Raw genomic sequence first — 13,770 nt, 5'->3', positions numbered from 1 at the left:
TTTTTAATGAAATGTTGTCCCATAGCAAAGGGAGTAAGAATTTACGAAGCTCCCTTGCTTTTGCTCATCATTATAAAATAGCAGATGAATATCAAAAATGTTCTTTTAGCTGTTTTAAAAACAGTTCAGCAGCTTTAGAAAATACATGATATTTTTTCCAGACAATATTCACATCTACTTTCAATTTTGGATATAAAGGTCTAAAACAAAGCGGGTTATTGCCTGTTGTATTAATCAGTTTATCTAAACACAAGGCATACCCAATATGTTGTTCAACCATTAAAGCAGCATTAAATATTAAGTTATATGTTGCAATAATATTTAATTTTTCATAGTTTCGTTTAAACCATTGTTCAATGCTATCACTAACATATTTTTGTTGGGAAACAATCAGTGGTAATGACCATAAATCAGATGGAGAAATGACTTCAAGGTTTGCCAACGCACAATCTTTTCTCATTAATACTCCCCATGTATCTTGTTGAGGAAGGCACAATGATTCATATTTTGTTAGATGAGTCGGTTCAATTAACACACCAAAATCAAGTAATCCCTTATCAATACGTTCGGTGACATCATTTGCATTACCACTATAAATATGGATGCGGATGTGTGGGTAAACCTCTTGCATTGATTTAATCACATTCACCACCAACTTCATTGCATCGGTTTCACCACAACCAATATAAATATCACCACTAATACTTTCGGTGGGTGCTTGAAACTCTTCTTCTGTTTTATGCACAAGTTCCAGTATTTCCTCGGCACGTTTACGTAATCGTATTCCTTCATCGGTCAAGGTAATTCGCCTACTGCCACGAATAAATAGGGGGGTGCCAAGTGTTTGTTCAAGCTCCATCAACTGACGAGATAAGGTAGGTTGAGTTAGATGCAAATGGTTGGCGGCAGCGGTAATACTTTCTTCTTTAGCAAGAGCAAGAAAATAACGTAAAATTTTTATATCTATCATTTCCTTTTCCCATCATTCTTGTTTAACAATTATTTGATTTTTATGTTTAAAAAATGTTATGTCAGAAAATGACGAATATTTACTTCCATTATTAACATAATCTTTTAAAAATCATCAGATGTTTTATCACAAATGATTTAAGTTGGATAGGTTACTCTTTGTTACCGCTCAGTATTGCCAAGCGAGTTAATTGGCATAGAGCATTTGGCAAAAAGTCAAATAAGCTTTGGACTTACACAGATGAGTGTTTTAGATGGTTTTTTGTTAAAAATCGGTCAGAAAATGTGCTGATTTTATTAAAGTTTTTATTGGCGCTTTTTTTATTCAAAAAACACCGCCAAAACCATTCTCCAAAACACGCCACCAAAAGCTTAACTTTACTCACTTAACAAATCTTTACAAAATTTTAACAAAAAAACTAGCGCATTCTTAATCATCCAGTTACAATCTAAAATCCTTCAAAGCAAGGGAAAGCTCATTAGTTGAGTGGTTAATTATAAAGAAACAAAAAACAAGTAATTACTTGACGGGATAATCGAAATGCGTTACCATGTATGGCATCTTGCCTGCCAAATCCGATATAAATTTTTTCAATTTCATCATAGTCAGAAACAGACACAATTCTTATTTTTATCACCTAAGTCATTTTGCGTAGCGAAGCTGTGTTTATCGGCAGGACTGTCGTTGAGGTCCAGGTTTAAGCCTTTATCGTTATTATCAAGGTATTCATTGGTCTTTGCACCGTTGTTGTTATTGCCGTGTTCGTTTGATACACAAGCGTTATCGGCGCAAACCACAAAGGCAATTGCGGGCAGTGCGCCTTATTTAACGTTTGATGGAGGTCGAACTAAGGTAACTTCAAATGATGATTTATTGAATATTATTTTGCCGGATGGTACAAAGGTCACCCCTTCATCCAATACTTCAAGTGCAACAAATCCGATACTGATAAGGAATGGAAGTACTTTTGATGATATACACATGGTGCTGCCGCTAGGGGCAAACACAGTGAGTTTAAGCGACTTAATTACTCAAGGCAATTGGGGGGATGATGATGGTGATGGTCAGGGTACTAATGGTGTTACGGCAACAGGGAGTATATCGGTGAGTTTTACTGATAAGAATGGCAGTACAGTAAGTCGTAGCGATACATTAGATATATGTAGTGCACCTTATAAGGTAATATTACGTAGTACAAATGGTAATTTAACTACTCAGTATGGTATACCGAATAGTAGGCTTTTCAGAGGTAGTGGGGTAACGTATTATATCAATCCAAATTCACCGCCTAAAGTTTGTTACGCAAGGCCGAATCTTGATGAACGCAATGGTACAGCTAACATGTGGAAGGGTTCTAAGGGTTTTTTAGTTCAGTCAACACGTTTGTCATCTTATGGACTTAATTTCCCTACTACGGGTGCCGATGGATTGTTTTTTGATTTAGATATAGTTGGGGGTGATGCAAGTCAGTTGACTTGGTCTTCGGTTCCTCATGGTGATATAACTGCTACTGTCACATGGGTAAAACCAAACGATAATGATACATGGATTTCTGATAGATCCCAATATGTAACACGGGTAACGTTAAGAGGTCCTAGGGCGGATAGCGCTCAGATACAGTCAGATAGTCCTAGTCCACTTCGTAAACCTATTTTACCGCAGCTCATTGAATTAGAGGGTAGGGATAAAAGTGGTAATGTGGTGAAGTATGGTTTTGTATTGCAGAAGTGGTTTGTCAATCGAGGGAATTATAAGGATACTCCTTCAGGTCAAACTACATGGTGTAGTAGTTTGGGCTATCGTCTGTCTAGGATAAGGGATTTAACCAATGCAAAATGTGGTGTACGGGCGGATGATGGGTTTCCATGTGTAGATGGGATAGATAGCGCCACGCCGTCGTCAGGTACTACGAATTACCAGCGTCATATAGGTGCAGGGTTTTTCACGGAGTGGGGCAGCATGGGCAATTACGCCGATGCGGGCTTCCGCATTTTTACTGGCTACTGGACGAGTGATGCAATATACGACACTAATTTTGATGTCAACTCGAGTAATGGTTACGTCTACAGATACCGCGGCGGCAAACATCCTGCTGTTTGTACTACTCCTTAGTTAGGGGGTGGAGGGCGCTTATGGAGCAAATAGAGGGTAATATAACAAAGAAACAAGCCTTCGCGCAGTTTAGGCTTCCCATTGGCTTGCGCTTGTTGCGACTGAAAGAAATATAATTTCCTATATTAATAAAAACGTGCACAAAAATAAGCACAGGGCTCTTTTAAAAATCCCTCAAGCGAGGGATTGATTTCGATTAATGGATTAAGCTATCAAGTGGGATATTAAACAGATGATTAAATCTTTTAATCACTGGTCGGGTTAAGTGAGCTTTATGCAGGCATTTACCCAGATAAATCCCGATTTAGCTTAGCACTATTTTTACAAAATGATGTGTTAGCCCAATGTCCTTATATAATTGAATGTATTTATCCCGATAATGGAAGTGAATATCAAGGCACCGGCGAATACTAATTTGTTAAAATGTGTCATAACCATCATATCAATCAAAAATTTACCAAACCCGCCTGCCCGCAAACGAATGGGAAAGCGGAAAAGGTGATATGGGCTTTAATGGAGATGTGGCATAATCAGCAAATATTTAGTGATTCAAAAAATAGGCAACAAAAACTTAAGCTATTTTATTAACTATTATTATATGGTTAAACCGCATAAAGCGATTTCTGGAAAAACGCCTTATGAGTTTTTAAAGGATTATTTTAATCATGAAGTGTAAAAAACTAAGTATTTTCCTACAATTAAAATTTATCAATATAATAAATTCCTCTTTTAGATCATTTTCTTCTTATGCCTAATCTTAATTATAAATAAAATAAATAGCAGGGTATATATTGATATAATTTATGCTTAATAAGGCAAAAAATCATCGTTTAGTTCATCTTGATTGTTGCAATAATTCTCTTCTTTTTGTGTACATTGACGAGAAAATGCATTATCTGAATCCTCATTGCTACGTTTTTTATACTTACATTTCGAATTAAGTAAGGTATAGTTATGTTTTTTAGTGTTAAATTGAAAAGTTTTAGTTATTACAATCTCGCTATTTTCTTTAATTGGACAATATTTATGCTGAATTGCTTGTTTTTTATTTTCATCAAAGGAAATATCGAGCCCTTCTAAATTCAGATAAATAAATTTTCCTTTTTTCTTATCAAAGGAGTAAAAACGATGAAAAATAGGTACACCCACTATATCATCAGTTGTTTTTGAAATATAAAAATCATTATCAACGCCATCAAAGTTGTAATCATCCGAGCCTTCTGGTGTCCTGCCTAATATCCAATCACCATTTTTTATTGTATCAACTGACATAAATCCATAATCTCTAATGGCAACATCGTTAATAGTTTGCAATAAACTACCATCTTTTTTACGATAAACATTAATACCAATCATTTTAAAATAGCAACCATTTATGGATAAAACGATTTTAAAAAAGTAATCTTTGGTTGTTCTACGTTGTAAAAATTCTATTTTTTTAGACTTTTTTTCAAATGAGTCTGAGCCGGAATCTAAAAAACATCCAAATTGTAATTTACTTTCTAATTTTGTTTCAGGCAAAGATTCTGAGCTTTCATTAGCTGAAATATTATCGGACTCAACGTCATCCTCATTTTCAGTTAAAAGCTTAGGATGATTGGTTATATTATTTATATATACAGTTGCATTACCAGAAAAATCACTACCATAATCATAATAATACTCTTCTTTATATTTGCCATTCGTTCTGATTTCGATACCATAAAAATGATCAGCAAAGACAAGGTTAGGTAAATATAAGATAAACGCTATAATGTATTTTATTGTTTTCATATCTTTTTCACTTAATCATATTATCCGCTTATTCAGCTAACAACAATTTATAATTGTTTTATAAAATTTTTTGGCATTTTAGTTGATAACCTATGTCTATTTAGGTTTGCAATTGCTAGTCGCCACTAAATGCATTCCATGGTATCCAATGAATTATTTCGCCATGATTTTTACTTTGATAGCTGACTTTAAACCATAAAAGTTTTTTACTTGCATCGATATTAGTTTTATCGATTTTCTCTTCGTCCCATTCTACATCAATAATTTTGACAAAATCATTTCGTTTTAAATAGTTATCAGTTGGGTGCTGAAAGTTGGGTTGTTTATAAAGTGGAACTTTTGTTAGTTGAATATAAGAATGAATATCTCTTTTTTCGGTTGAGTTATCCAACAAATCTGAAAGATTGTCCATATCATAAAAAGTAAAATCACCTTTAGAATTTAGAATATCTAAACCAATCATATATCGGTATCCAAAGTTATTTAAATCCTTCATTCTTTGAAACACTTCAATATTTTTGAAATGGTATTGCTTATCTTCATTTGCTATTATTACTGTATATTTATCTAAGTCATAATCCTCAATTGATTGATAGTGTTGATAAAAACTAATATTACCAACTTTACCAACAAAGACGTCAAAATTTTTGTGGGATAAACTTTCATCAGTATGTGGAAAATAGGAATAAGAATTTAATAGGTAAGGCTCAAAAAAAGCCAATGAATCATCTAAATCTTTAATATTGTTAACTTGTTTTCTTTCTGTGCAATAAGAATATCGGGTTTCCATCAAGTTGATTAATCGTCTCTTAACGAATGCGCAATCAACAGTTAGATTGTTGTTTTCAATCGTTATGGGAATATAACCCTCAGTATTATTCGTTGTTATATACGTGTAAAAAAATGCGGGTTTATTATTCCAATTGGCAAATTTAATATCAAGTGAATGATAAGGCCTAATCAAATTTTTAAATTGATAATCTATATTATCAGCTTTTAGTTCTAATATAGTGGATTTTAAAAATTGATTATTTTCTTCATCACAACGATAAGTGGTAAAGTTATACGATTTTGAATTAATCATGAACGGATAGTTTTTAACTTCTGATTTGTTTGAGCAATACTCTTTAGCATTACAAATAGTACTTATTGACATACATAATATTAATATTATTTTTTTCATTTCCAATTTTTGTTTTAACAAATAATGGTTTTTTAATTTATTGAAAAACACAAACATCTATTGATTTTCTCCAAAATATTAGACAGAAACTATCTCTCTAAATAATTTATTTTAGTAATATAATTGATCCAGCTGAAGGTAAAATGCAGATGAGCTTAGTTAAGCTATATTTCAAGTATTTATTTTGTAACTTTTATGCTAAAAATAAAAGACGATTTTCAATTTTTATCTGTACTATTTCAATCAATTACGCCATAATGTTATAAAAATAACAGTACTTGGCTATATTTGTTATTTTTATAACATCCCTATTTATTTACATACTAACAATATTTAATTAAACATTATTACAAAGACATTTTAAGGATCTCGTTATGAGTTATGCAAAGTATATTGATCATACTTTACTCGCAATGAATGCGACGGAAGATCAAATTCGTAAGCTTTGTGATGAAGCTAAGGAATATCATTTTTATTCGGTTTGTGTAAATTCAGGCTATGTGCCTTTAGCAGCAAGTTTACTTAACGGTAGTGATGTAAAAGTGTGTGCGGTGGTTGGCTTTCCACTTGGTGCTATGCTCACTAGCGCTAAAGCGTTTGAAACTGAAATGGCGGTTAAAACTGGCGCGCAAGAAATCGATATGGTTATTAATGTAGGTTGGTTAAAAAGCAATGATTTCGATGCCGTTAAACGGGATATTGAAGCGGTATTTAAAGCTTGCGGTATAGTGCCATTAAAAGTCATTTTAGAAACCTGTTTATTAACCAAAGAAGAAATTGTTAAAGTTTGTACAATTTGTAAAGAAATTGGCGTTGCATTTGTGAAAACTTCAACCGGCTTTAGCGTGTCGGGTGCAACTGTTGAGGATGTTAAATTAATGCGTGATACTGTAGGTAAAGAGATGGGCGTTAAAGCATCGGGCGGTATTCGCGATCGTGCAACTGCTGAAAAAATGATTCAAGCAGGTGCAACGCGTTTAGGTGCAAGCGCAGGCATTGCTATTGTATCGGGTGATACCACATCATCAAGCAGTTATTAATCAATAAACTTATCAATAAGCGACTTTATGTCGCTTATTGATATTGATGGAATCTGAATGGAAACGCAATCGCAAAAAAGAATTAATGACCTCATTCAAATTTTAAAAAAAACAGATAAGATCCATTTAAAAGAGGCCGCTAAGTTGTTAGCGGTTTCTGAAATGACCATTCGACGTGATTTAAGTAACATCCCTACATCATTAACGGTTTTAGGTGGTTATATTGTTAGTGAAGCTCGTTATCAAGCAACGCAATATTTTGTTTCCGATCAGCAAGATAAACAAGTTAACGAAAAGCTACATATTGCTAAACTAGCTAGCAAACTTGTTTTTGCAAACGATACCGTTTTTTTTGATTGCGGTACCACAATCCCTTTTATCATTGATGCTATTGATGATGAAATAACCTTTACCGCTATCTGTTATTCATTAAACGCATTTTTAGCATTACAAAAAAAACCTAATTGTAAGACAATTTTATGTGGTGGTTATTATCAGGTTAATAATGCTATTTTTACCTCTATTGGACAGCATTGCCAATTAAATTCGATTTGCCCAAATAAAGCGTTTATTTCAGCTGCTGGGGTTGATATATCACGAGGAGTCACTTGTTACCATTTTGATGAACTTGATATGAAGTTGCAAGCTATGAAACAATCTGATCAGCGTATTTTGATTGCCGATCATACTAAATTTAGTCAAGTCAAGCCGGCTTTTATTAGTGAATTAACGCTGTTTAATCAAATTATTACCGATAAAGCCCCGACTAAAGAATTTATCTCTTTTTTCAATAACCATAATTTAAAACTAATGTATTAATATGCAAAATATCACAATTTTAGGGTCGACTGGTTCAATTGGTTGCAGTACGCTAGCGGTTATTGCTCAAAATCCTCATTTGTTTAAGGCGTATGCCTTAGTGGGTGGCAATAATGTTGCCAAAATGACTGAGCAATGTTTGGCATTTAAGCCTAAATACGTTGCTATGGCAACAGCGCAAGCGGCTAAGGAGCTAAGAGCAAATCTTGCTAATCTAAAATTGGATATTGAAGTGTTAAGCGGTGAACAAGCCATTTGTGATTTAGCGCAGTTGCCCGAAGTCGATCAAGTGATGGCCGCTATCGTTGGTGCTGCTGGGCTAAAACCAACCCTTGCGGCAATTAAAAAAGGTAAACGTATTTTGCTTGCCAATAAAGAATCTCTTGTGACCTGTGGGCATCTGTTTATGCAAGCGGTTAAAGAGTATGGCGCTGAACTGTTACCTGTGGATAGTGAACATAACGCGATTTTTCAAAGTTTGCCAATAGCGGTACAGCATAATTTAGGTTTTGCTAATTTGGCTGAACAGGGCATTACTAAAATAGTTTTAACGGGTTCTGGTGGGCCGTTTCGTGATTGGGAATTCGATAAGCTTGCATCGGTTACGCCAGCGCAAGCAGTTGCACATCCTAACTGGTCGATGGGTAAAAAGATTTCTGTGGATTCGGCAACCATGATGAATAAAGGACTTGAGTATATCGAAGCTCGTTGGTTATTTAATGCAAGTGCCGACGAAATGGAAATTATTATTCATCCGCAATCGATTATTCATTCCATGGTACGTTATCAAGATGGTAGTGTGGTGGCAGAACTAGGTGTGCCTGATATGTGTACGCCGATTGCTTATGCTATGTCTTACCCCAAACGGGTTGCTTCAAGTGTACCGCCTTTGGATTTTTGTCAAATTTCGGCTTTAACGTTTACACAGCCTGACTTTAATCGTTATCCTTGTTTAAAATTGGCAATAGAAGCGTCCAATCAAGGGCAAGCTGCCACAACGGCACTTAACGCAGCCAATGAAATTGCGGTAGAAGCATTTTTGCAACATGAAATTGGTTTTATGGATATTGCCAAAAATGTAGCAAAAGTATTAGATCAATTAGCTTTCCCTGAGCCAAGGACAATTGATGAGGTTTTTATGATTGATCAGTGGGCAAGATCGCAATGTGGTCAGCACTAAACGCGATTTGATTTTTATAAACAGTGAGTTAAATAGGTCGTAAGGGCAGTCAATCGCAATGACATTTTGAAAGTATTATGTTCAATGTTGCTGCCCTATTCATGCTTTTCTTGACTAAGCGATTTGTTTAGCGGTTAATGTTGGATTATCGCTAATAAAGGATTGTAAAAATCTGCTATCGGGTAGCGCAGTTAACGCGCCTTTTTGGGTGGTCGCTAAGGCACCACAAGCACTAGCTATTGTCATCATGCTTTCTAACATGAGTTTATCTTCAGGCATTCCTGATGATGCAATACTGCTAAGTAGTCCAGCCACAAAGGCATCGCCCGCACCAGTAGTATCAATACTATTTACATGGTACGAATCAAACGAAAATGTTTTGCCTTGCCATAAGGCAATACTGCCATCTTTACCTTTAGTGATTAACTTTAATGGTGCTTTATAGTGCTGTTGTAGTTTACTTAATGCTTCATGCCAGTCATTGCATTGCGTGAGCCAAAATAGTTCTTCATCTGATAGCTTAAGGATATCAGCATCATGACAAAATTGAGTTATTGTTGTGCGCATTTCATCTTGATTTGCCCACATCTGTTCACGCAAGTTAACATCGAAGCTAATTAAGCCATTTTTAGCGGTAAGGTTTTCAATGGCAGTTTTAAGCGTTTGCCGACAAGTGTGGCCGACTAGCGCCAAAGAGCAAAAATGTAAAATATCTTGGTTAAAATCAGGTATCGCTTGCTGAGACAAAAATTGATCAGCAGAAGGTGAAACCAAAAAAGTAAAACTTCGCTCCCCATTTTGACCTAAATCAACAACAACGGTACTTGTTTTATGGTGATCATCCTTTTCAAGGCTTTGGCAATCAACATGATATTCAAGAAACGTTTTTTCCATAAAATGACCAAAAGGATCATTTCCCACTCGGCCAATAAAAGCGGAAGGTAACCCTAATTTTGCAATACCAATTGCGACATTAGCCGGTGCGCCACCCGCACAGGCTTGATAATTCATATCGCCAAATGGTAACAAGTCAATAACAGCATCTCCAAGAGACCAAACTTTAGTATTATTCATTTTTTACTCGATCATAATTAGTGACTAAGGTAATCTAGCATAAATACAGATTACCGCTAAGCTTTGTAAAATATGTCATCTTTTTGCTTTTTAATAAAGTCATTGATGTTTAATTTATTGTTGAATTAATGATGGTTATTTTTTTAAAAGTTTGTCATAGACTAAATCATTTGGCAAAAAATTCATTGTTAACGTTAAAAATGTGTGACTATCATCACATATTTTATCGCTAATTTCATTAATGGTTAACGTTAACAATTAAATTAAGATACTATTAAATAAAGATATCTACTATTGGATAAAAAGGGGTTTTTATGTCTACTGCTATAGATAAAGCTAATCAAGCTGTTAAAAATTTAGAAAAAGTGATGAATAAACAATACTATCCTCATTTTCATTTAGCACCCTCAGCAGGTTGGATGAATGATCCTAATGGTTTGATTTACTTTAACGGTCAATATCATGCTTTTTATCAGCATCATCCTTATGATGAAAATTGGGGGCCAATGCATTGGGGGCATGCTGTTAGTGATGATTTGGTTACATGGCGTAGATTGCCAATCGCGATTGCTCCTGATCAAGAATTTGATAAAAGTGGTTGTTTTTCTGGCTCAGCTGTTGATAACCATGGTGAATTATGCTTAATTTATACAGGTCATCTTTGGTTAGCAGGTCAGGGTAATGATGAGCATATTCGTCAAACGCAATGCTTGGCTACAAGTAAAGATGGTGTCCATTTTGAAAAGCAAGGTGCAGTACTTACGCCAAAAAATGGCATTATGCACTTTCGCGATCCTAAAGTGTGGCAACAACATGGCAAGTGGTGGATGGTGGTCGGTCAACGAACGCCAAATGATGTGGGGCAAGTTTTACTTTATAGTTCAGATGACTTAAAAAATTGGATATTTGATCATGTCGTGGTAAGTGATATCGATCCTGATGTTTATATGCTTGAATGTCCTGACTTTTTTCCGTTAGGTGATAAATGGGTTTTGATGTTCTCACCGCAAGGCATGAAAGCAACAGGCTATCAGTATCGCAATCTATTTCAATCGGGCTATATTGTGGGTAACTGGCAACCTGGGCAACAATTTTCAACGGTTAAACCTTTTCAAGAGATGGATTTTGGGCATGATTTTTATGCACCGCAATCATTTCTTGCGGCCGATGGGCGTCGTATTGTGTTTGCTTGGATGGATATGTGGGAGTCAGCGATGCCAAGCAAAAAAGATAAATGGGCTGGTGCATTTACGCTACCGCGTGAACTCATTTTAGATCAAGATAATAAAGTCCGAAACCGCCCGATTAAAGAACTTGAAGCATTGCGCGAAAAACCGGAATCATTTGGTGAAATAATACTGAGTAGTGAACTTAAAAACACCAATATTCAATCCATTAGTTGCGAACTTACTATTGAATTTGATTTAACACAAAGCACCGCTGAACGTTTTGGTTTACAACTAGCAGCAACTAATGATGGTAAGCAGGCGACACTTTTGTATATTGATCTACAATCAGAACGCCTTATACTTGATCGCAGTTTATCGGGGATTGAATTAACTGGTTATCGTAGCGTACAGTTACCAAAAACAGGTAAGCTAACTTTGCATATTTTTGTTGATGCCTCATCTGTCGAGGTTTTTGTTAATGATGATTTGTATAGTCTCACTAGTCGTATTTATCCACAATTACCAGCCGAGCGAGTCATCAACCTCTTTGCTGAAAACGGAAAAGCGAAAGTTAAAAAATTGGAAAGTTGGCAATTGCAGTCTATTTATGCGTAATGTCTATTCACTGCCTATTGGCAGTGAATTTTCGTTTTAAAATCTGCATTTTTATTGTTTCATTCCACATAATCACAACCAATAAGTCATGATGCAAAACTATCAATGCAGCTATTTTTATTACCTATTAGTTTAGTGATTATTTAGTGTTTGTTTCGCCTTGGGTTTATCATAAACGCCAAAATGGTCTACAATTGTACTACTGGCTTTATTTAGCCCTAACACTTCCACCTGTGCCCCTTCTTTGCGGAATTTAATTACCACTTTATCTAAAGCTGCTACAGCGGTTATATCCCAAAAATGTGCGTGGGTAAGATCAATTGTTACCTTTTGTACAACTTCTTTTAAATCAAATGAGCTAATAAATTTGGTAGAAGAAGCAAAAAATACTTGTCCATACACGGTATAAATACGTTGTTCCTTGCTGGGTTGCTCAGTTTGAATTTGTAGGTAATGAGCGACTTTATTGGCATAAAACAGTGATGCCAGTAATACCCCAACAAATACGCCATAAGCAAGGTTATGGGTAAATACAACGACAACTACAGTTGCCAGCATCACAATATTGGTTGAAAGTGGGTACGATTTAAGGTTCTTAATCGAGTCCCAGCTAAAGGTTCCTATGGAAACCATGATCATCACAGCTACTAACGCAGCCATTGGAATTTGGCTTACCCAGTCTTGTAAAAAGACAACTAATAATAAAAGTACAGTTCCGGCTATAAATGAGGATAGACGCGTTCGTCCGCCTGACTTCATATTGATAATTGATTGCCCAATCATTGCGCACCCCGCCATACCGCCAAAGAAGCCTGTCACGATATTGGCAATACCTTGCCCCTTGCATTCTCGGTTTTTATCACTCGGTGTATCGGTAATATCATCTACAATGGTTGCGGTCATCATTGATTCTAATAAGCCGACAATGGCTAATGAAAGGGAGTAAGGCAGAATAATCAATAAGGTATCAAGGTTAAAAGGAACATTGGGCAGTAAAAATGTAGGCAAGCTAGTGGGTAATGTACCCATATCACCCACCGTGCGTATATCCATGCCAAAATACATATAGATACCAGTAAGAATAAGAATGCAAAGTAGTGGTGAAGGAATCATTTTTCCTATTTTGGGGATATAAGGGAACAGATAAATTATGCCAAGCCCAGCAATGGTCATTGCATAGACATGCCATGTGACATTGGTTAGCTCAGGAAGTTGTGCTAAGAAAATTAAGATGGCTAATGCATTAACAAAACCTGTTACCACAGAGCGAGAAACAAAGCGCATTAAGTTTCCTAATTGAAGAAAACCGGCAATAATCTGAAAAATACCGCATAAGATTGTCGCAACAAGCAAATATTCAACCCCATGTGCTTTAACCAGTCCAGCAATTACTAGCGCCATTGCACCGGTAGCGGCAGATATCATACCCGGGCGACCTCCGGCAAAAGCAGTAATAACCGCTATACAAAAAGCCGCATACAGCCCCATTTTAGGGTCAACACCGGCAATAATTGAAAAAGCAATTGCTTCAGGAATAAGGGCAAGTGCTACAACAATGCCCGATAGAACATCATTTTTGATATTGGAAAACCATTGTTTATGTAAAGATTGCATTGAATTTAATCACCACTGAAAAAACAAAAGAAAATTACAGCGTGAAGCAATGCATTTATAAGGTTATCAAAAGTTGATAGAAAAGATATGACTTGTGTGCATCACGCGAGTAACTATAATAATTCTTGATAGAAAGAACGCGCAAAAAGCTACACAGGTATACTCCATAATTAAATTATATTTTTTTATAATAATAGAACTTAACCCATTGTACAATGGAT

The 13,770-nt window shown here is 35.6% G+C and carries 10 protein-coding genes; 5 read left to right on the top strand and 5 right to left on the bottom strand.

Annotation, left to right across the window (positions count from 1 at the left end; all coding sequences use genetic code 11):
• Positions 1-91 precede the first annotated feature (91 nt).
• Positions 92-967, bottom strand: a complete 876-nt coding sequence (locus ACYIAL_RS09585) for a LysR family transcriptional regulator (protein WP_174796581.1) — start codon at positions 965-967, stop codon at positions 92-94.
• Positions 968-1,699: 732 nt separating this feature from the next.
• Between ACYIAL_RS09585 and ACYIAL_RS09580 the strand changes: the two genes are divergently transcribed.
• On the top strand, positions 1,700-3,082 hold the full coding sequence (locus ACYIAL_RS09580) for a hypothetical protein (RefSeq protein WP_483748177.1): 1,383 nt from the start codon (positions 1,700-1,702) through the stop codon (positions 3,080-3,082).
• An 807-nt stretch (positions 3,083-3,889) separates the two neighbouring features.
• Here ACYIAL_RS09580 and ACYIAL_RS09575 read toward each other — a convergent pair.
• Positions 3,890-4,855: a hypothetical protein gene (locus ACYIAL_RS09575; RefSeq protein WP_483751543.1), complete on the bottom strand. Its 966-nt coding sequence runs from the start codon at positions 4,853-4,855 to the stop codon at positions 3,890-3,892.
• Positions 4,856-4,970: 115 nt separating this feature from the next.
• Positions 4,971-6,038, bottom strand: coding sequence for a hypothetical protein (locus ACYIAL_RS09570; protein WP_483751542.1), 1,068 nt, complete (start codon positions 6,036-6,038; stop codon positions 4,971-4,973).
• A gap of 374 nt (positions 6,039-6,412) precedes the next feature.
• Here ACYIAL_RS09570 and deoC point away from each other — a divergent pair, with 374 nt between their 5' ends.
• Genes deoC through ispC form a run of 3 tightly spaced genes read left to right on the top strand, consistent with a single transcriptional unit; the run spans position 6,413 to position 9,077 of the window.
• On the top strand, positions 6,413-7,078 hold the full coding sequence (gene deoC, locus ACYIAL_RS09565; protein ID WP_483751541.1) for a deoxyribose-phosphate aldolase: 666 nt from the start codon (positions 6,413-6,415) through the stop codon (positions 7,076-7,078).
• 57 nt (positions 7,079-7,135) lie between these two features.
• A complete protein-coding gene (gene deoR / locus ACYIAL_RS09560) occupies positions 7,136-7,897 on the top strand; it encodes a DNA-binding transcriptional repressor DeoR (protein WP_174796422.1) in 762 nt (253 codons plus the stop codon).
• Between the two features lies 1 nt (position 7,898).
• On the top strand, positions 7,899-9,077 hold the full coding sequence (gene ispC / locus ACYIAL_RS09555; protein WP_174796423.1) for a 1-deoxy-D-xylulose-5-phosphate reductoisomerase: 1,179 nt from the start codon (positions 7,899-7,901) through the stop codon (positions 9,075-9,077).
• A 114-nt stretch (positions 9,078-9,191) separates the two neighbouring features.
• Here ispC and ACYIAL_RS09550 read toward each other — a convergent pair whose 3' ends face one another.
• Positions 9,192-10,151, bottom strand: coding sequence for an aminoimidazole riboside kinase (locus ACYIAL_RS09550; RefSeq protein ID WP_483751540.1), 960 nt, complete (start codon positions 10,149-10,151; stop codon positions 9,192-9,194).
• Between the two features lie 314 nt (positions 10,152-10,465).
• On the opposite strand from ACYIAL_RS09550, the gene ACYIAL_RS09545 reads away from it, so the two are divergent.
• Positions 10,466-11,935: a glycoside hydrolase family 32 protein gene (locus tag ACYIAL_RS09545; RefSeq protein ID WP_483751539.1), complete on the top strand. Its 1,470-nt coding sequence runs from the start codon at positions 10,466-10,468 to the stop codon at positions 11,933-11,935.
• A gap of 132 nt (positions 11,936-12,067) precedes the next feature.
• Here ACYIAL_RS09545 and ACYIAL_RS09540 read toward each other — a convergent pair whose 3' ends face one another.
• Positions 12,068-13,549, bottom strand: a complete 1,482-nt coding sequence (locus ACYIAL_RS09540; protein ID WP_483751538.1) for a SulP family inorganic anion transporter — start codon at positions 13,547-13,549, stop codon at positions 12,068-12,070.
• Between the last annotated feature and the right edge of the window lie 221 nt (positions 13,550-13,770).

The sequence above is a fragment of the Gilliamella sp. X-57 genome, assembly GCF_057063565.1.
This window is presented reverse-complemented; position numbering and strand designations above follow the sequence as displayed.